Raw genomic sequence first — 18,275 nt, 5'->3', positions numbered from 1 at the left:
GCATGCCCGCGATCGACGCCACCGCCTATCTCGACGACTTCGCCGCCTTCGTGCAGGCCTCGCCCTCCTCGTACCACGCCGCGGCCGAGGTCGCCCGCCGGCTCGAGGCGGCCGGCTTCGAGCGGCTCGACGAGGCGGACGCCTGGCCGAGCGGTCCGGGCCGCCGCGTCGTCGTCCGCGACGGCGCAGTCATCGCCTGGGTCGAGCCGGCCGGCGCCGTGCCGACCGCGCCGGTGCGCATCCTCGGGGCGCACACCGACTCGCCGTCGTTCAAGCTGAAGCCGAGCCCGTCGACGGCCTCGGCCGGCCTGCTCCAGGCGGGCGTCGAGATCTACGGCGGTCCGCTGCTGAACTCCTGGCTCGACCGCGAGCTCGAGCTCGCCGGCCGCCTCGTCACGCGCGACGGCGCCGAGCACCTCGCCCGCACCGGGCCGATGCTGCGCATCCCGCAGCTCGCGATCCACCTCGACCGCGAGCAGAACAAGGCGCTCACCCTCGACAAGCAGCGGCACGTGCAGCCCGTCTGGGGCGCGGGCGAGGAGGGCGACGTGCTCGCCGAGCTCGCCGCCGACGCGGGGGTGCCGGCGGCCGACGTCGTCGGCTACGACGTGCTGCTCGCCGACACCGCCCCGCCGCAGCGCTTCGGCCGCGACGGCGTGTTCTTCGCCTCCGGCCGCATGGACAACCTCAGCTCCGTCTACGCGGGCCTCGTGGCCCTGCTGGCGGCGCCGTCGGACGCCGGCCACCTGAGCGTGCTCGCCGCCTTCGACCATGAGGAGCTCGGCTCGGAGTCGCGCTCGGGCGCGGCCGGCCCGTTCCTGGAGGACGTGCTCGCGCGCATCGGCGACGGTCTCGCCGCCACCGCCGAGGACCGGCGCCGCGCGGCGGCCGCCTCCTGGCTGCTGTCCTCCGACGCCGGGCACGGCGTGCACCCGAACCACCCCGAGCGGCACGACCCCGTCAACCGGCCGGTGCTCGGCGGCGGCCCGCTGCTGAAGCTCAACGCGAACCAGCGCTACGCGAGCGACGCCCTCGGCTCGGCCATGTGGGCTGCCGCCTGCGAGCGTGCCGGCGTGCCGACGCAGCCGTTCGTCTCGAACAACACCGTGCCGTGCGGCTCCACGATCGGCCCGATCTCGGCCACCCGGCTCGGCATCCGCACCGTCGACGTCGGCGTGCCGCTGCTCTCGATGCACTCGGCGCGCGAGCTGGCCCACGTCGACGACCTCGTCGCGCTCGGCGCGGCGGTGACCGCCTTCTTCGCCGGCTGAGCCGGGGCGCATCTGGCATCTGGCGGGATTTCGCGGCACGTCGGCGGAATCTGTCGGGGGCGCGGCGCCGGGATCCTGCCAGGCTCGAGGCATGACCGACGCCGCCACGAGCCCCGCCGCCACGAGTTCAGCGCTCTTCGCGCACGTCGCCGCACCGGATGCCGCCGCCCGCCACTTCGCCGCGCGGCTCGCGTTCGAGACGGACGTCTCCGATGTCGCCGTCGCGCTCCGCGAGGAGCCCAGCGCCTTCGTGCTCGTGGACACCCGCAGCGAGGCGTCCTGGCAGCAGGGGCGGGTGCCGGGCGCCGTGCACCTGCCCACCCGCCGGATCGCCGCGGACGCGGCGGCGACGCTCCCGGCGGGCACCCCCGTCGTCGTCTACTGCTGGGGGCCCGGCTGCAACGGGGCGCAGCGGGCGGCGCTCGAGTTCGCGCGGCTCGGCCACCCGGTCAAGGAGATGATCGGGGGCTTCGAGTACTGGGTGCGCGAGGGCTTCGCCTTCGAGACCGACGAGGGCCTGCGCGTGCGGCCCGCCGATCCGCTCACGAACGTCACCGCCGGGCGCGAGCTCGACGGCGACCCGGCCGCGCCGGGCGCAATCGCCTGCGCCTGCTGACGGCCCGGGCGGGCGTCCCCCGGCCGGGACACCGCGGGACGTCCGCCCGACCCACGAGGCATCCGCGCCGACCGAGGCATCCGCGCCGACCGCGACATCTGCGCCGACCGAGTTACCCACTCGGGCGGCTCAGCACTCGATGACGTTCACCGCGAGGCCGCCCTCGCTCGTCTCCTTGTACTTCGTCATCATGTCGAGGCCCGTCTGCCGCATCGTCTCGATGACGGTGTCGAGCGAGACGAGGTGCGTGCCGTCGCCGTGCAGCGCGAGCCGCGCCGCCGAGACCGCGGTCGAGGCGGCGATCGCGTTCCGCTCGATGCAGGGCACCTGCACGAGGCCGGCGACCGGGTCGCAGGTGAGGCCCAGGTGGTGCTCCATGGCGATCTCCGCGGCGTTCTCGATCTGCCGCGGCGTTCCGCCGAGCACCGCGCAGAGCGCGCCGGCCGCCATCGCGCACGCGGAGCCCACCTCGGCCTGGCAGCCGCCCTCGGCGCCCGAGATGGACGCGTTCTTCTTCACGAGGCTCGCGATCGCGGAGGCGGTGAGCAGGAAGCGGCGGATGCCGGCCTGGTCAGCGCCGGGGACGAAACGCAGGTAGTAGTGGCCGACGGCGGGCAGGATGCCGGCCGCGCCGTTCGTCGGCGCGGTGACGACGCGACCGCCCGAGGCGTTCTCCTCGTTCACGGCGAGGGCGAAGGCGTGCAGCCACTCCGTCGAGGTGTCGCGGTGCGCGGCGGCCTCGAGCTCGTCGCGGTCGTACGCCTCGAGCTGCCGGCGCACCTGGGAGGCGCGGCGCTTCACCCGGAGCCCGCCGGGCAGCTCGCCCTCCGTCGCGAGGCCGTGCGAGACGCACTCGGCCATCGCCGCCCAGATCGCGTCGAGGCCCTCGTCGATGCCGGCCTCGCCGTGCACGGCGACCTCGTTGTGCCGGGCCACGTCGCAGAGCGAGACGCCGTGCTCGTCGCAGAGCTCGAGCAGCTCGGCGGCGGTCGAATAGGGAAGCGGATGCCGCAGCGCCTCGGCCTCGGTGGCGGGGTCGCCGTCGCGGCGGATGAAGCCGCCGCCGACGGAGTAGTAGGTCTCCTCGGCGATCGGCAGGGCGCCGTCGGCGTCCCAGGCCTGCAGGGTGAGGGCGTTCGGGTGGCCGGGCAGTCGGGTGCGCGGTTCGAGGGTGATGTCGCTCGGGCGCAGCCGGATCGGGTGGCGCCCGCCGAGGCGGAGCTCCGAGCCCTCGGAGTCGAGTCGCTGCCAGGCGCCGCGCACCTCGTCGGGGTCGCAGTCGTGCGGCCGGAGGCCGGCGAGGCCCGCGACGACGGCGTCGGGGGTGCCGTGGCCGAGGCCGGTGGCGCCGAGCGAGCCGTAGAGCGAGCAGCTGACGCGGGCGACCCGCTCGGTGAGGCCGGCCTCGTCGAGCCGGTCGACGAACGCCGTCGCGGCCCGCATCGGCCCGACGGTGTGGGAGCTCGAGGGCCCGATGCCGATCGAGAAGAGATCGAGGGCGGAGACGAACGCTGTCACCACACCAGGGTACGCGCGTTCTCGCGCACGGATGCCTCGAGAAATCGCAGAATCGTGCGTGCTGCCCGCCGCACACGCCGCGACCGCGGCATGACAGCGCCGTGGCAGCGCCGTGCAAGCGGGCCGCGGCAGCCTTGGGGGCATGAACCTCACTGATCCCAGCTGGGCGATCGAGGCCGACGGCCTCGTGAAGACCTTCGGCGCCAACCGCGCCGTCGACGGCGTGGACCTGCGCGTCGCGAGCGGCACGGTCTACGGCGTCCTCGGCCCGAACGGGGCCGGCAAGACCACCACGATCTCCATGCTCGCGACCCTGCTGCGCCCCGACGCCGGCGCCGCCCGCATCTTCGGGCACGACGTCGTGAAGGAGCCGCAGCTCGTGCGACAGCTCATCGGCGTCACCGGCCAGTACGCCTCGGTCGACGAGACGCTCTCGGCGACCGAGAACCTCGTGCTGTTCTCCCGACTGCTCGGGCTCGGCCGCGCCGAGGCGAAGCGCAAGGCCGCCGAGCTCCTCGAGGAGTTCGGCCTGACGGATGCCGCGAAGCGCCCCCTGAAGCAGTTCTCCGGCGGCATGCGGCGCCGGCTCGACCTCGCCGCGAGCCTCATCGCGCAGCCTCCGCTCATCTTCCTCGACGAGCCGACCACCGGCCTCGACCCGCGCACCCGCGCGCAGATGTGGGACACGATCCGCCGGCTCGTCTCGAGCGGCTCGACCGTGCTGCTCACCACCCAGTACCTCGACGAGGCCGACCAGCTCGCCGACCGCATCGCGGTCATCGACCGCGGGCGGGTCGTCGCCGAGGGCACGGCGGACGAGCTGAAGGCCTCGGTCGGCTCCTCGAGCCTGCAGCTTCGGGTCGCCGATCCGCGCGACCTCGGCGACGCGCAGGCCGCGATCGAGCGCGTGCTCGGCGTGCGCGCCACCACGAGCCCGGAAGCGGGCCGGCTCACCGCCCCCATGCGGGACGCCGACCGCGTCACGGAGCTGCTCGTCACGCTCCGGGAGGCCGGCATCCACCTGACCGAGCTGAGCGTGCAGAAGCCGACGCTCGACGAGGTCTTCCTCACTCTCACCGGCCACGGCGTCGAGGCGGACGATTCCGCCGACGACGCCTCGGCCGAACCGCAGCTCGAAGGGAGCCGCGCATGACCACCACCACCATCGTCCCGGGCGCCGCGCGCAGCCTGAAGAACCATGTCAGTCTCGGCCAGACCGTGCGGAACTCGCTCAGCATGGCGTACCGCGGCCTGCTGAAGATCAAGCGCACCCCCGAGCAGCTCGTCGACGTGACGCTGCAGCCGATTCTGTTCACCCTGATGTTCACGTACATCTTCGGCGGCGCGATCGCGGGCGACGCGCTCAGCTACCTGCCGTTCTTCCTGCCCGGCATCCTCGTGCAGACCGTCATCACGACCTCGGTCGTCACCGGCGTGCAGCTGCGCGAGGACATGGACAAGGGCGTGTTCGACCGCTTCCGCTCGCTGCCGATCGCGCGCGTCGCCCCGCTCGCCGGCGCGCTGCTCGCCGACACGGTGCGCTACGGCATCGCGACGACGCTCACGTTCGTCACCGGGTACCTGATGGGCTTCCGCCCCGAGGCCGGCTTCGGCGGCGTCCTCGCGGCGAGCGTCGTGGTCATCGTGGCGGCGTGGGCGCTCAGCTGGATCTTCGCGTTCTTCGGCGTCATCGCCCGCTCGGCCGGCTCGGTGCAGGGCATCTCGTTCCTCGTGCTGTTCCCGCTGACGTTCCTCTCGAACGCGTACGTGCCGGCCGACACCATGCCCGACTGGCTGCAGTGGTTCGTCGGCATCAACCCCGTCTCGCACCTCGTGACCGCCGCCCGCGGCCTCACGATGGGCACCGACGTCACGGGCGACCTGTTCGCCACCCTCCTGGGCGCGGCGGTCGTGGTCGCGGTGTTCGCCCCGCTCACGGTGCGTGCCTACATGCGGAAGGCTTAACCGCCTGCGCGCGACTCAGGCCCCGGGGCCCGTGGTCGGCAGCGGACGTGCGAGGAGCTCGCGCGTCCGCGCCACCCGGGCCTCGGGGTCGAGTGCTGCCGCCGCCGAGCGCGCCTGCTCGACCGCAGCCCGGCCGACGAGGCCCTCGGCGTCGCCGAGGTGGGTCGCGAGGCGTAGACCGGGCAGGTCCTGGCGCGCCCGGAGGCGTTCGGCCAGGGCGAGGAGCTCCAGCCCGCGCTCGCGGAGCTCGGGGCGGCGGATGGCCCACGCCGACCAGCCGAGGGCGGCGGTGCCGAGCACCGGCTTGTCGGTGTAGCTCGACCAGGCGCGGTGCAGCCCGAGTGTGCGGTACCGGATGCGGGCGGCCCAGAACGCGGCGTCCTCCGCATCCCGCTCGTCGTGCGCGGCAGCGGAGACGAGGTCCGCGAGCACCATGAGGTACCAGGGGGAGGAGCGTTCGGCGACCCCGAAGGAGTCGAGCGCGGTGCGGGCGTGGCTCGCGGCATCCGCCATCCGGCCCTCCGCGCGCGCGAGCTCGGACAGGCCCAGCTCGCCCACGGTGGCCAGGCCGAGCCCGTCAGCGGTCCGCCGCTCGCTCGATGCGAACTCCGTGATGAGGGGCCGCGCCTCCTCGAGGCGTCCCGCCGAGAGCAGATTGCCCGCCCGCATCCACTCCAGCTGCACGAGGTCGGGCTCGGAATCGAGGAGCCGGAGGCCCGCCTCGGCGGACTCGGCCCAGCGCAGCGCCGCCTCCGGATGCCCGGTCTGGCTCGCGAGCTGGGCCAGCATCATCGCGGACATCGACTCGGCCCAGACGTCGCCGACCCGTCGGGCGAGCGCGTGCGCGTGGTGCGCGTGCTCCGTCGCGGCCTCGGGGTCGCCCGCGTTCTCCTCGAACTGAGTGCGCAGGAGCGCTCCGACCAGGGCGGTCGATCGGTCGTCGGACTCGCTCATGGCGACGAGCTGCCCGACCGCCCGTTCGAGATCGCCGGCCTGCAGGAAGCCCGCGATGCCGCGCAGCCACTCCGGCACCGGCCAGCCGTCGCGCGCGTGCGCCTTCAGCCGGGCGAGGGCCCGCGCGGCGGTCGCCGCGTCGTAGGCCATGGCCGTGGAGGCCGCGAAGACGGCGGTGAGCAGTGCGGGCACCGCGAGCTCCGGCCCGCGCGCGCCGTGCCGGGTGGCCGCGAGCGCCGCCCGGCCGAAGGTCATCACCTCGGCGTGCGCGCTGCGCACGCTCCAGAAGTAGGCCAGCGCGGCGTAGACCCGGAGCACGGTGGGCACCCGCTCCTCGGCGATGGCGCGGCGCAGCACCTCCACGAGGTTCTCCTCCTCGAGGCGCAGGCGGCGGAGCGCCCGCAGCTGCTCCTCCCCGCCGCCGACGAAGGGGAGCTCGGAGACGCGCTCGGCCCAGCGGGCCATGGCGTCCCTCGCCTCGACGGTGGCCCCCTCGCGCTCGAGCCGGAGCTGACCGAACTCGCGCACCGTCTCGAGCATCCGGTACCGCACGGCGCCCTCGCTCGATTCCTGCACCGTGAGGAGCGAATGGGCGACGAGCCCGTCGAGCACGCGGAGCGCATCGTCGCCGAGCACGAGCTCGGCGGCGTCCACCCCGAAGCCGTCGGCGAACCAGGACAGGCGCGCGAGGCCGTGCTGCTCGGCCTCGTCGAGCAGAGCCCAGCTCCACTCGATGACCGCCTCCAGGGTGCGCTGCCGCTCGGGCGCGCTCCGATCCCCGTTCGAGAGCAGTGCGAAGCGGTTGTCGAGGCGGGCCTCGATCTCGGCGACCGACATGGAGCGGACCCGGGCGGCGGCGAGCTCGATGGCGAGGGGCAGCCCGTCGAGCCGCGCGCAGAGCCGGTCGACGACGTCGTCGGGCAGGGCGGCGTCGGGCCGGACGGCGAGCGCGCGGTCGCGGAACAGCCGCCCCGCCGGTCCGATCGCCGCCCCCTCGCGCACCGCGAGCGGAGCCAGCGGCACGACGCGCTCGGCGCCGATCGCGAGCGGGCTGCGGCTCGTCGCGAGGATCGTCAGCTCCGGGGCCGAGGCGAGGAGCTCGGCGGCCCAGCCGGCGGCGCCGTCGATGATCTGCTCGCAGTTGTCGAGGACGAGCAGGGTCGGCGCCTCGCCGAGGCGCGCCTCGATCCGCTGCCGGAGCTCCGGACGGCTCGCGGCGTCGGCCAACCTGGCGGAGCGGGCCTCGCGCAGGGCGAGCGCCGAACCGAGCGCGAGCTCGATGTCGTCGTCGTCGCGGACGCCCGCGAGTTCGACGACGACGACCGACGGCGCCGGGAACCGGGCCGCGACCGCCTGGGCGAGCCGGGTCTTGCCGAGCCCGCCCGCGCCGAGCACCGTCACCAGGCGGTGCTCGCGCAGCAGTCGCTCGACCTCGCGCACGTCGTCGTCGCGGCCGAGGAGCGGGTTCGGCGCCGCGCGGAGGCCGAGGCGGATGCCCCCGCCGAGTGCCGGTGCCGGTGCCGGCGCGCTCGCCGCGGCGCCGGTCGCCGCCTCAGCTTCGCCGGCCCGGGGCGATTCCCGCAGCAGTCGTGCGTGCACCTCGACGAGCGCCGGCGAGGGGTCGACGCCGAGCTCCTCGGCGAGCCGTTCGCGGAACGCGGCGAACTCGGCGAGCGCCTCGGCGCGGCGGCCGGCTGCGGCCAAGGCCTCGAGGCGTCCGGCGACGGCGGCCTCGTCCAGCGGATGCCGCTGCGAGAGCGCCGCGTACGCCTCGGCGGTCTCGTCGTGGGCGGTGCCGCCCGCGGCGAGGAGCTCCGCTCGGCGGCGCAGGAGGCGCTCCCGCGCGGTCGCGGCCCGGGCGGCCAGCGCGTCGGCGACGGGTGCCCCGCCGAGGTCTTCGCCGGGTTCGCCGCGCCAACGGGCGAGGACGGCGTCGACCACCAGGAGCTCCGCGCCCGCGTCGCCCGCCTCCTCACTGCGGGGGCCGCCCGGCTCCGCGGCGAGCTCGGCCGCGGTGAGGTCGACCGTGCTCGGCTCGATGGCGAGCGCGTAGCCGGCGGGGGACGAGCGGATGAGCTCGGGGGCGAGCCGGCGCACCCGGCTCACGAGCGTCTGCAGTGCGGCGCGCGGATGCCGCGGCGGGGCGTCGCCCCACAGCTCGTCGATGATCGTGTCGATGCCGACCACGTCGCCCGGGCGGCGGGGGATCGCGACGAGCACCGCGACGAGGGCCTTCGCGAGCGCGCCCGGCGGCTCGACGAGGCATCCGCTCGCGTCCGCGACCACGACGGGGCCGAGCACGCCGACGCTCGGCGCACCCTCGCCCGTTCGATCGGCGTTCAGCACGCGGTCGAGCCTAGTGCCGGCGGCCGTGCGGTCGCCCGAGCTGGTCGAGGGGCGCTTCGACCAGCTCAGCGAACCAGCCTCAGCGAACCAGCCTCAGCGGGCGGTCTTGCGCGCGCTGATCTGCCCGGTGTCGAAGCCCAGCAGGTGCAGGCCGCCGTGGAAGCGGGCGTGCTCGACCTTGATGCAGCGGTCCATGACGACGGTCAGGCCCTGCTCCTCGCCGTAGTAGGCGGCCTCCTCGTTCCAGATGCCGAGCTGCACCCAGATCGTCTTCGCGCCCGCGGCGACGACCTCGTCGACCACCTGGGGGATGTCGCTGCCGCGGCGGAACACGACGACGACGTCGGGCACCTCCGGCAGGGCGGCGAGGCTCGGGTACGCCGGTTCGCCCAGGATCTCCGTCTCGTTCGGGTTCACGAAGTACAGTCGGTAGTCGCTCGACTGCTGCAGGTAGGTGCCCACGAAGTAGCTCGAGCGCTGCGGCTTCGGCGAGGCACCGACGATCGCGATCGACTTCGCGGCGTTCAGGATGCGCAGCCGCGCCTTCGCGTCGGGGCCGGTCCAGGTGCGCTGCGAGCGCAGCAGCTTCGCGAGGGGCGAGTCGGCCGGCAGCTCGCAGCTGAGGCCGTTCACGAGCCGGACGGTCTCGAGCTCCTCGGCGACGGGCGCCGTCGTCGTGTCGGTCATCGGGTGCCCCCTGTCGCGGCCGCGAGCGCCTGGTCGAGATCGTAGATGATGTCGTCGACGTCCTCGATGCCGACGGAGAGGCGGATGACGCCGGGCGCGACGCCCGCGTCGAGGAGCTGCTGCTCGGTGAGCTGCGCGTGCGTCGTCGAGGCAGGGTGGATGATGAGGGTCTTCGCGTCGCCGATGTTCGCCAGGTGGCTCGCGAGGTTCACCGACTCGATGAGCTGCTGGCCGACCTGGCGGCCGCCCTTCACCTCGAAGCTGAACACGGAGCCGGGGCCGAGCGGCAGGTACTTCTTCGCACGCTCATGATGCGGGTGCCCCTCGAGTCCGGCCCAGAAGACGCGCTCGATGCGGGGGTCCTCGGCGAGCCAGTTCGCGACGGTGCGCGCGTTGTCGACGTGCGCCTGGATCCGGTACGGCAGGGTCTCGACGCCCTGGGCGAGGAGGAACGCCGAGTGCGGAGCGAGCGAGGGGCCGATGTCGCGCAGCTGCTCGGCGCGCAGCCGGGTGAGGAAGGCGTACTCGCCGAAGTTGCCGCTCCACTCGAGTCCGCCGTAGCTCGGCACCGGCTGGCCGAAAAGCGGGAACTTCTCCGAGTGCCAGTGGAATCGGCCGGACTCGACGACGACGCCGCCGAGCGTCGTGCCGTGCCCGCCGAGGAACTTCGTCGCCGAGTGCGTGACGATGTCGGCGCCCCACTCGATCGGCCGGTTCAGGTAGGGCGTCGCGATCGTCGAGTCGACGATGAGCGGGATGCCGTGGGCGTGCGCGACGTCCGCGAGGGCCTCGAGGTCGGCGATCTCGCCCGAGGGGTTCGCGATCGTCTCGACGAAGATCGCCTTGGTGGAGTCCCGGATCTCCGCGGCGTAGGCCTCGGCATCCGAGCTCGCCACGAACGTCGTCTCGACGCCGAAACGGCGGAGGGTCACGTCGAGCTGGGTGATGGAGCCGCCGTAGAGGTTCGCCGAGGCGACGAGGTGGTCGCCGGCGCCGACGAGGCTCGCGAAGGTGATGTACTGCGCGCTCAGGCCGCTCGCGGTCGCCACCGCGCCGAGCCCGCCCTCGAGGCTCGCGACGCGCTCCTCGAAGCTCGCGACGGTCGGGTTGGCGAGGCGCGAGTAGATGTTGCCGTACTTCTGCAGTGCGAAGCGGGCGGCGGCGTCGGCCGTGTCGTCGAAGACGTAGGCGCTCGTCTGGTAGATCGGCAGGGCCCGCGAGCCCGTCACCTGGTCGGGGATGTTGCCCGCGTGGATGGCGCGGGTCTTGAAGCCGTATTCGCGGTCTGCCATGCCGTAACGCTAGCCGGGCCATCCGCTCGTCCGGGGCCCCGCCGTAACGCGGGGCAATGCGCGTCGCGCTGCTCGCGGAGTCCGGCCCGCCGCTACGCTGGCGCGATGATCCTCGAGCACGCCATCCTGCCCGTCGTCCCGGGCCGCGAGGCGGCCTTCGCCGAGGCGAAGGCGATCATCGCGGCGATGCCCGGGTTCGGAGGGCTCGAGCTCTCCCGCTCGATCGAGACGCCGAACGAGTACCTGCTGCTCGTGCGCTGGGAGTCGGTCGAGGCGCACGATCCCGGCTTCCGAGGCTCGGCGCAGTACGGCCGATGGCGGGAGCTGCTGCACGGCTTCTACGCGCCGTTCCCCGTCGTCGAGCACTTCACCGGGGTCGCGCTGGCTTGACACCGGCTTCCGTGGGCGGCGGCGCCGCGGGGTGCACAGCCCCTGATCAGCGAGGATTGCTACGCTGAAGTCCGGGTCGCCCGATCGGGGCGGCCACCGGACGAGGGCACCCAGTACCCGGACACGACGACTGGCGCACGGCATCCGTACGATCGATGCCGAACGAGTCAGGAGTGTGTCGTCATGGCGTGGGTCATCCTCATCGCATCCGGTGTTCTCGAGGCCGTCTGGGCGACGGCGCTCGGCAAGTCCGAGGGCTTCACGAAGCTCTGGCCCTCGGTCATCTTCTTCGGCGCGCTCGCGCTCTCGATGGGCGGCCTCGCCTGGGCCATGCGCGACATCTCGACGGGCACGGCGTACGCCGTGTGGGTCGGCATCGGCGCGGCGCTCACCGTGGTCTGGGCGATGGTCACGGGCGACACCGAGGTGTCGTGGATCAAGATCGCGCTCCTCGTCGGACTCGTCGGCTGCGTCGTGGGCCTGAAGTTCGTCGACGGCGGCTCGGGCCACTAGGCCCGCGCTCGCCGGTGCGGCTCGGGCCACTAGGCCCGCGCTCGCCGGGGCTGCGCTCGCCCGTGGTCGGTCAGTCGAGCGGCCGCCAGGCGAGCGCCTGCCAGATGAGCAGGCCGTTCACCCCGAAGCTCACGATGAGCAGCACATTGTCGTAGAGCCCGGGATAGGGCATCCCGAACAGGTTGAAGACGACGAGCGCCGCCGAGACGACGACCGTGGTCCAGCGCAGCGGCTCGGCCGGGGTGAGCAGCGAGACGAGGATCATCGCGATCGGCACGAGCATGATGAGCGCCGCCGCGAGCCACATGCCGCTCGTGGTCGCGGTGCCGTCGATGCGGCCGAGGGTCGCGTCGCCCGAGAAGATCCGCAGCACGTCGCCGAGCAGGTAGATGAGCATGAGCGAGATCCAGGCGCCGGCGAGCACGATGCGCACGGGGTCCATGCCGACGACGGTGCCGGCCGCGGCACCGGCCGCCGTGCCGACCGCTTCGGCCGTCTCGGCGCTCACGACGGGGTCCGTTCCGGCCGCTGCTGCGCGGATCGTGGGCGGATGCTCGCGGGCTGCGGATGCACGACGAGATTGCCGACCTTGCGGCCGCTGTCGACCAGGGCGTAGGCCTCCGCGATCCGATCGAGCGGCAGCGCGGCTTCGTGCACGACCCGGAGCCGCCCCTCGGCGACGAGCTCGAGCAGGCTCGCGAAGCTCTCGGCCCGCTCGGGAGCGGGACCGGTCTTCACCGGGCCCCTGGCGGTGATCGTCTCGCCGAGGCTCGCGACGACGAGGAGCAGCCGGCCGCCGTCGGCGAGCAGGGGCCGGCCGGTGGCGGGGGAGAGCGCGCCGACGGTGTCGAGCACGAGGTCGAAGCGCTCGTCGAGCTCCTCGGGCGGGGCCTCCCGGTAGTTGAGGACGCGATCGGCGCCGAGCTCGGTCGCGAGCGCGGCGTTGCGGGCGCTCGTGACCGCGGTCACCTGGGCGCCGAAGTGCTTCGCGAGCTGCACCGCGCTCGTGCCGACCGCCCCGGAGGCGCCGATGACGAGCACGCGGTGCCCGGCGCGGACGCCGCCCTTGTCGGTCAGGTAGTGCAGCGCGGTGCTGCCGCCGAAGAGCACGCCCGCGGCGTCATCGAACGAGACGTCGGCGGGGATGGGCGCGAGCTTGCCGCGGGCGATGGCGACCAGTTCGGCGTGCGCGCCCATGGCGGCCCCGGTCATGCCGCAGACCCGGTCGCCGATGGCGAGTCGCGCGCCGGGGGCGCCGGCGAGCCGTGCGGCGGCGCGTCCGCGCGGCTCCGGGCCGACGGCGACGACGACGCCGGATACCACGTTGCCGAGCACCGGCCGCCGAGGCCCGCGGAATCCGAAGGCGAGGCGCGCGACCGCCCCGAAGCCATCCGGGAAGCGGCCGGCGCGGATGCGGGCGTCGCCCGAGTTCACCGTGCTGGCTTCCACGCGGACGAGCACCTGCCCGGGCCCGGGCACGGGGTCCGGCCGCTCGACGAGCCTCGCCACCTCTGGCGGGCCGTAGCGTTCGACGACGACTGCACGCATGCTGCTCCCTTACGCCTGTAAGTCTGATGGCGTCCACGGTAGCCTTACACTCGTAAGGACGCAAGGGTGGAAAGCGAGAAGTCATGGCCGAGGCAGTGCGGAGCCGGGCGCGCACGCCGCGCACGCCGCTCACCCGCGATCGGATCGTCGCCGCTGCGATGGCGGTCGCCGATGCGAGCGGGCTCTCCGCGGTGAGCATGCGCACGGTGGCCCGCGAGCTCGGCGTCGAGGCGATGTCGCTCTACCACCATGTCGACGGCAAGGATGCGATGCTCGACGCGATCGCCGAGGAGATCTTCTCCCGGTTCCCGCTCGCCGAGCTCGGCGCACCCTGGCGGGCGGCGCTCACCGAGCGTGCGGTCGGCGCGCGGGCGGTGCTCTCGGCGCATCCGTGGGCGCTCGTGCTGCTGGAGTCGCGGGTGAACCCCGGGCCATCCGTCCTTCGGCAGCACGACCGTGTGCTGGGCGTACTCCGCACGAACGGCTTCGACGTGCCGCTCGCCGGTCACGCCTTCTCGGCCGTCGACGCGTACGTGTACGGGTTCGTGCTGTCCGAGTCGAATCTGCCGTTCGCGCCGGACGCGGAGCCGGGGACGGGGGCGGAGGCGTTCGCGGCCGGGCTGGCGCTGCCCGCCGACGAATACCCCTACCTCACCGAGTTCATGTCCGTGATGCTCGCGGGCCGCGACTACGACTACGGCGACGAGTTCGGCTACGGGCTGGACCTCGTGCTCGACCAACTCGAAGTGCGGCTCGCCGAACTGCGGGGCGAGACTGGGCCGGGCCATCCTCCGACGGTTCGGAGCTGAACCGGCGCCCGCTCACCCCCAGCTCGGCAGCCAGAAATGCAGCTGGCGGAGCAGCGGCGGGATCGGCTGCGCCGTCCAGATCGGCAGGAAGAACGCGGACACGAGGACGACGGCGATCAGGAAGATCGCGACGGTCAGGATGCCGCGTTCGCGTCTCCAGCGCGGGTCGCCTCGCTTGCCCAGCACGAGTCCGATGACGAAGGTCAGCGCGAGCAGCAGGAACGGCTCGAACGCGATCGAGTAGAACTGGAACACCGTGCGGTCGAGGTACGCGAGCCAGGGCAGGTAGCCGGCGGCCAGGCCGACGAGGATGGCTCCGACGGCCCACTCGCGGCGACGGATCAGCCGGTAGACGAGATACCCCGCGGCGATCGCGCCGGCCCACCAGATGAGCGGGTTGCCGAGGCCGATGATCGATTCGGTGCAGCTGCCGCCGCACCCCGCCGAATCGGCGTAGTACATGTTGGTGGGCCGGATCATGAACAGCCAGGTCAGCGGGTTCGCCTGCCAGGGATGCGGTGTGTGCACGCCGACGTGATACGTGTAGGCGCTCTGGTGGAAGTGCCAGAGGCTCTGCAGGGGGAGCGGGACCCAGGAGAGCCATCCGCTCGCCGCATTGCCCGCCTGCTCGGCCCACTGCCGGTCGTATCCGCCCGAGGTGACGAACCATCCGGTCCAGCTCGCCAGATAGACGCCGATCGCGACGGGGACGAGCAGGAGGAACGTCGCGGGCGCCTGCTTCAGCACCGCACCGCTCGCCCACAGCGGCAGCCCGGCGCGGCGTCTGGCGAGCGCGTCGACGATGACGAGGTAGACGCCGAACGCGGCGAGGAACCACGCGCCGGACCACTTGACGGCGGCGGCCGCGCCGAACGCGGCGCCCGCGGCGAAGACCCAGGGGCGGGCCCAGAGCACCGGGCCGTAGTGCGGGTCTTTGCCTGCGGCCCGGGCGGCGTCGACCCGGCGTTCGAGCCGCCGTGCGCTCCACTCGCGATCGAGGAGGACGAACCAGAAGCCGAGCAGCGCGAACAGCATCAGCCAGTTGTCGAGCAGGGCGACCCGCGACATGACGATCGCGTTGCCGTCGACGGCGAAGAGGAGGCCCGCGATGACCGCGAGCATCGTCGAGCCGAACAGGCGGCGCCCGGCGAGGGTCAGCAGGAACACCGCGATCGTGCCGGCGACGGCCGTCGAGGCCCGCCACCAGAAGGCCGAGTCCGCGCCGAACGCCGCCATGCCGAGCGCGATCATCCACTTGCCGAGGGGTGGATGCACGACGTATGAGGCCTGATCGCGGTACCCGTCGGTGTCGCCGGCGGCGAAGTCGGCGTCGGCGCCGTCGGGCCAGGTGGATTCGTAGCCGTGGTGGAGGAGGGTCCACGCGTCCTTCACGTAGTAGGTCTCGTCGAAGACGAGCGCCTGCGGGTGGCCGAGATTCCAGAAGCGCAGCACGGCTGCGAGCAGCGTGACCAGGATCGGGCCGCCCCAGTACCAGAGCGCCCGGCGCTTCGGCGTGGCGAGCAAGCGGTCCCACCACTCGTCGTGCCGGGACCCAGTGGGCTCGGGGGAGGGGTCCTTGACGTGTTCCGGCGGGAACGGGTCGGCCGCGAAGAGGTCGGCGCCGGGGAGCCGCGGGGCGGCGCTGGCGGATGCGGCGGCCCCGGTGGGCAGGGGCGCGCCCCGGCTGCCGCCGCCGCGCGCGGGCGGCTCCGGCGGCTCGGCGACACTCATGCGCCCAACCCTAAGACATCAGAACGGCGCACGATCGGGGTAGCTCCGAGCCGGGAGCGGCTCGGTGCGGGCGAGGTGACCGCTCGGACTGCGCCAGCTGATCGTGCCGTCGGCGGAACGGGTGACGGTGAACCGGGCCCGATGCTTCAGGGTGTGGTCGGTGCGGCACGTGGGGGCGAGGTTGTCGACATCGGTCGCGCCGCCCTGGGCCCAGGCGGTGAGATGGTCGAGATCGGTGGTGGTGACCGGGCTCGTGCATCCCGGTCGGGTGCAGCCCTCGTACTGCTTCGCGAGCCATCTGCGCTGAGCGTCAGTCACCCGGTAGCGCGTGCGGTCGAGGGCGAGGGGTGCGCTCGTGAACGGGTCGGTGGCCAGTCGGAGGAACGTCGGCGCCTCGGCGAAGAGTCGCCGGGCGGTGTCGTCGTCGATCGGCCCGTGCCCCTCGAGCTCGGCGGCCTGATAGGGCCGCGTGCCGTGCGCGCCGTCGGGGCCGTGCGCACCGTCGATGCCGTGCGCTCCGCTGGCGCCGCCGGACTGGCCGGCGCCGATGAGGGTCAGTGCGGGGATCGTGACGAGGATCTCGGTGCGGACGGCGGTCGGCGTGCCCTCGCCGGTCAGCAGCGCCGTCGCGACGTCGGCGCGGAGCTGGTCGAGGGTGCGCGTCTCGTCGGCCCGCCCCGAACGTTCGGTCGCCGTCGCGCCGACGCGGGCGCGGATGCGGGCGGCATCGACCGCCGACACGTAGAGGGTGACCCAGGCCATGCCGTCGTCGGCCGACTCGACGGTGAGGCGGCGCTGGGCGAGGGCGCGCGCATGGCGGGCCGCGGTCTCGTCGGGCTGATCGAGCTTCGCCCGCAGCAGGCGCGCTCGGCGACGGAACCTCGCGCGCGGTACCGTTCCGGCGAGCTCCGTCAGCTCATCGTCGAGCGTCGCGAGCCGCGCAGCGGCGGTCTGCGCGGCCGCCCGCTGCTCGGCCGACGCACCGCGGAAATCTGCGGGGATCGGGAGGCCGGCGATCGCGTCGAGCGCGATGCGCACCTCCGCATAGCCGGCGAGTCCGTCGCGGAACCGGCCCCACAGCCGGGGGAGGAGGTCGTGGCAGCGCGCCGCCTCGAAGGCACGACTGCGGATCGTCGCGGCCGGCAGCATCAGCCGCATCGACAGTTCGGCGGCCACCGATCTGGCGGCGAGCTCGGCCACGTCGAGTCGGGGCCCGCGAGCTGCCCGCCCGCTCGCCTGGGGTGTCAGCGTCTCGGCCGCCATCGTCTCTGCGGTGAGGTACAGCTCGGGGTGCGCGTCGGCGAGCGCGAACGCGCGTCGGAATGCGTCGAGCTGGGCGGCGAACTGACGGTTGCTCTGGAGCTGCGCGCCCTCGGCCGCGTCGAGGTTCGCCTGCAGCTCGGCGAACACCGCGCGGGAGCCGCCGGCCGCGGAGGCGGCGCGCCAGGCATCCAGCGATTCCCAGTCGGCGGAGGCCCAGTCGGCGGAGGCTAGGGCGGCTGAGGCTAGGCAGGCAGAGGCCAAGTGAGCAGAGGCCAGGTCGGCGGAAGGCGGGTCGCCAGAGACCCAGTCGGCGGAGACCGGCTCGGCGGAGACCCAGTCGGCGGAGACCCACTCGGCGGAGGCCCACTCCGAATCTGGTTCGCCCCGCTCATTCGCCCGCCAGCCCGGCGGCACCGCCCGCTCACCGATTCCCCACATGCCCGCCAGTCTATCGAACACACATTCGAAACTCGAGGCCCGGTCTCGAGCTGTGGAGAACTCCTCCGGCGGTCGATGCGGGAGACTTGGAGGCATGATCATCCTCGCCGCCACGCCCATCGGCAACCTCGGCGACGCCTCGCCCCGCCTGCGCACCGCGCTCGCCGAGGCGCGCCTCGTGGCATCCGAGGACACCCGCGTCACCCAGCGGCTGCTCGCCGCGCTCGGCATCGAGAACCGGCCCAGACTCATCGCGCTGCACGAGCACAACGAGCGGCAGAAGGCCGCCGAGCTCGTCGAGCTCGCGCGCGACGCGGACCTGCTCGTGCTGAGCGACGCGGGGATGCCGACCGTCTCCGACCCGGGCTTCCCGCTCGTCGCCGCGGCCGCCGCCGCGGGTGTGCTGGTGACCGCCATCCCCGGTCCGAGCGCCGTGGTGACCGCGCTCGCGCTCTCGGGTCTGCCGACGGACCGCTTCGCGTTCGAGGGCTTCCTGCCGCGCAAGGCGGGCGAGCGCGCCCGCCGGCTCGCCGAACTCGCCGCCGACCGTCGCACGCTCGTGTTCTTCGAGGCCCCGACGCGGCTCGCCGCGAGCCTGGCCGCGCTCGCCGAGGCGTTCGGGGCGGAGCGCCCCGCCGCGGTCTGCCGCGAGCTGACGAAGCTCCACGAGGAGGTGCGCCGCGGACCGCTCGCGGAGCTCGCCGACTGGGCCACAGCCGGGGTTCGCGGGGAGATCTGCATCGTCGTGGGCGGCGCTCCGGAGCCGGGGCCGGCGGACGCCGGCGACGCGGTCGCGCGGGTGCTGGAGCTGACGGCGGGCGGCGCACGACTGAAGGATGCCGCGGCGGAGGTCGCCGCGGCGACGGGCCTCGGCAAGCGCGAGCTGTACGAGGCGGCGCTCCGGGAACGCGCCGGGTCCTGAGCCGTCACGAGC

At 73.8% G+C, this 18,275-nt stretch carries 16 protein-coding genes; 8 read left to right on the top strand and 8 right to left on the bottom strand.

All coding sequences use genetic code 11. From position 1 onward, the window contains the following. Nucleotides 1–2 precede the first annotated feature (2 nt). Together QSJ60_RS15250 and QSJ60_RS15245 are read left to right on the top strand one after the other, a co-directional pair. Nucleotides 3–1,271: a M18 family aminopeptidase gene (locus tag QSJ60_RS15250; protein ID WP_285464235.1), complete on the top strand. Its 1,269-nt coding sequence runs from the start codon at nucleotides 3–5 to the stop codon at nucleotides 1,269–1,271. Nucleotides 1,272–1,362: 91 nt separating this feature from the next. After that, a complete protein-coding gene (locus QSJ60_RS15245) occupies nucleotides 1,363–1,887 on the top strand; it encodes a rhodanese-like domain-containing protein (protein ID WP_230767925.1) in 525 nt (174 codons plus the stop codon). Between the two features lie 129 nt (nucleotides 1,888–2,016). On the opposite strand, the gene QSJ60_RS15240 is transcribed toward QSJ60_RS15245, so the two are convergent. Continuing rightward, nucleotides 2,017–3,405, bottom strand: coding sequence for an L-serine ammonia-lyase (locus QSJ60_RS15240; RefSeq protein ID WP_285464231.1), 1,389 nt, complete (start codon nucleotides 3,403–3,405; stop codon nucleotides 2,017–2,019). Between the two features lie 142 nt (nucleotides 3,406–3,547). Between QSJ60_RS15240 and QSJ60_RS15235 the strand changes: the two genes are divergently transcribed. Beyond that, nucleotides 3,548–4,558 carry an ATP-binding cassette domain-containing protein gene (locus QSJ60_RS15235; protein ID WP_285464229.1) on the top strand — a complete coding sequence of 337 codons (1,011 nt, stop codon included), beginning with the start codon at nucleotides 3,548–3,550 and terminating at the stop codon, nucleotides 4,556–4,558. Next, nucleotides 4,555–5,370, top strand: a complete 816-nt coding sequence (locus tag QSJ60_RS15230; RefSeq protein WP_285464228.1) for an ABC transporter permease — start codon at nucleotides 4,555–4,557, stop codon at nucleotides 5,368–5,370. The genes QSJ60_RS15235 and QSJ60_RS15230 overlap by 4 nt, the downstream gene beginning before the upstream one ends. Nucleotides 5,371–5,385: 15 nt before the next feature. On the opposite strand, the gene QSJ60_RS15225 is transcribed toward QSJ60_RS15230, so the two are convergent. From QSJ60_RS15225 to QSJ60_RS15215, 3 genes are all read right to left on the bottom strand, one after another. After that, complete coding sequence (locus tag QSJ60_RS15225; RefSeq protein ID WP_285464227.1) at nucleotides 5,386–8,670, bottom strand: AfsR/SARP family transcriptional regulator; 3,285 nt, start codon at nucleotides 8,668–8,670, stop codon at nucleotides 5,386–5,388. A 93-nt stretch (nucleotides 8,671–8,763) separates the two neighbouring features. Continuing rightward, nucleotides 8,764–9,357, bottom strand: coding sequence for a CoA-binding protein (locus QSJ60_RS15220; protein ID WP_285464226.1), 594 nt, complete (start codon nucleotides 9,355–9,357; stop codon nucleotides 8,764–8,766). Beyond that, nucleotides 9,354–10,649, bottom strand: a complete 1,296-nt coding sequence (locus tag QSJ60_RS15215) for an O-acetylhomoserine aminocarboxypropyltransferase/cysteine synthase family protein (protein WP_285464224.1) — start codon at nucleotides 10,647–10,649, stop codon at nucleotides 9,354–9,356. The genes QSJ60_RS15220 and QSJ60_RS15215 overlap by 4 nt, the downstream gene beginning before the upstream one ends. Nucleotides 10,650–10,754: 105 nt before the next feature. Between QSJ60_RS15215 and QSJ60_RS15210 the strand changes: the two genes are divergently transcribed. Both QSJ60_RS15210 and QSJ60_RS15205 read left to right on the top strand, forming a co-directional pair. Further along, nucleotides 10,755–11,039 (top strand): antibiotic biosynthesis monooxygenase family protein, encoded by a 285-nt coding sequence (locus QSJ60_RS15210; protein WP_285464223.1) that lies wholly within the window; start codon nucleotides 10,755–10,757, stop codon nucleotides 11,037–11,039. A 183-nt stretch (nucleotides 11,040–11,222) separates the two neighbouring features. Continuing rightward, entirely contained in the window at nucleotides 11,223–11,552 is a 330-nt protein-coding gene (locus tag QSJ60_RS15205) for a DMT family transporter (RefSeq protein WP_189086603.1), read from the top strand. 70 nt (nucleotides 11,553–11,622) lie between these two features. On the opposite strand, the gene QSJ60_RS15200 is transcribed toward QSJ60_RS15205, so the two are convergent. Both QSJ60_RS15200 and QSJ60_RS15195 read right to left on the bottom strand, forming a co-directional pair. After that, complete coding sequence (locus QSJ60_RS15200; protein ID WP_285464221.1) at nucleotides 11,623–12,060, bottom strand: hypothetical protein; 438 nt, start codon at nucleotides 12,058–12,060, stop codon at nucleotides 11,623–11,625. After that, nucleotides 12,057–13,100, bottom strand: a complete 1,044-nt coding sequence (locus QSJ60_RS15195; RefSeq protein ID WP_285464219.1) for an NAD(P)-dependent alcohol dehydrogenase — start codon at nucleotides 13,098–13,100, stop codon at nucleotides 12,057–12,059. The genes QSJ60_RS15200 and QSJ60_RS15195 overlap by 4 nt, the downstream gene beginning before the upstream one ends. An 83-nt stretch (nucleotides 13,101–13,183) precedes the next feature. Here QSJ60_RS15195 and QSJ60_RS15190 point away from each other — a divergent pair, with 83 nt between their 5' ends. Continuing rightward, a complete protein-coding gene (locus QSJ60_RS15190) occupies nucleotides 13,184–13,909 on the top strand; it encodes a TetR/AcrR family transcriptional regulator (RefSeq protein WP_285464217.1) in 726 nt (241 codons plus the stop codon). A 12-nt stretch (nucleotides 13,910–13,921) separates the two neighbouring features. Here the strand turns inward: QSJ60_RS15190 and QSJ60_RS15185 are convergent, their stop codons facing one another. Continuing rightward, nucleotides 13,922–15,640 carry a dolichyl-phosphate-mannose--protein mannosyltransferase gene (locus QSJ60_RS15185; protein ID WP_285464216.1) on the bottom strand — a complete coding sequence of 573 codons (1,719 nt, stop codon included), beginning with the start codon at nucleotides 15,638–15,640 and terminating at the stop codon, nucleotides 13,922–13,924. 18 nt (nucleotides 15,641–15,658) lie between these two features. Further along, complete coding sequence (locus QSJ60_RS15180) at nucleotides 15,659–17,164, bottom strand: HNH endonuclease signature motif containing protein (protein WP_285464215.1); 1,506 nt, start codon at nucleotides 17,162–17,164, stop codon at nucleotides 15,659–15,661. A gap of 271 nt (nucleotides 17,165–17,435) precedes the next feature. On the opposite strand from QSJ60_RS15180, the gene rsmI reads away from it, so the two are divergent. Further along, on the top strand, nucleotides 17,436–18,263 hold the full coding sequence (gene rsmI, locus QSJ60_RS15175) for a 16S rRNA (cytidine(1402)-2'-O)-methyltransferase (RefSeq protein WP_285464213.1): 828 nt from the start codon (nucleotides 17,436–17,438) through the stop codon (nucleotides 18,261–18,263). Nucleotides 18,264–18,275: the final 12 nt, after the last annotated feature.

The organism is Agromyces sp. NBRC 114283 (genome assembly GCF_030268405.1).
Taxonomy (GTDB): domain Bacteria; phylum Actinomycetota; class Actinomycetes; order Actinomycetales; family Microbacteriaceae; genus Agromyces; species Agromyces mediolanus.
Note: the sequence above shows the minus strand (reverse complement) of the source record. Positions and strands in the feature narration are given on the sequence as shown.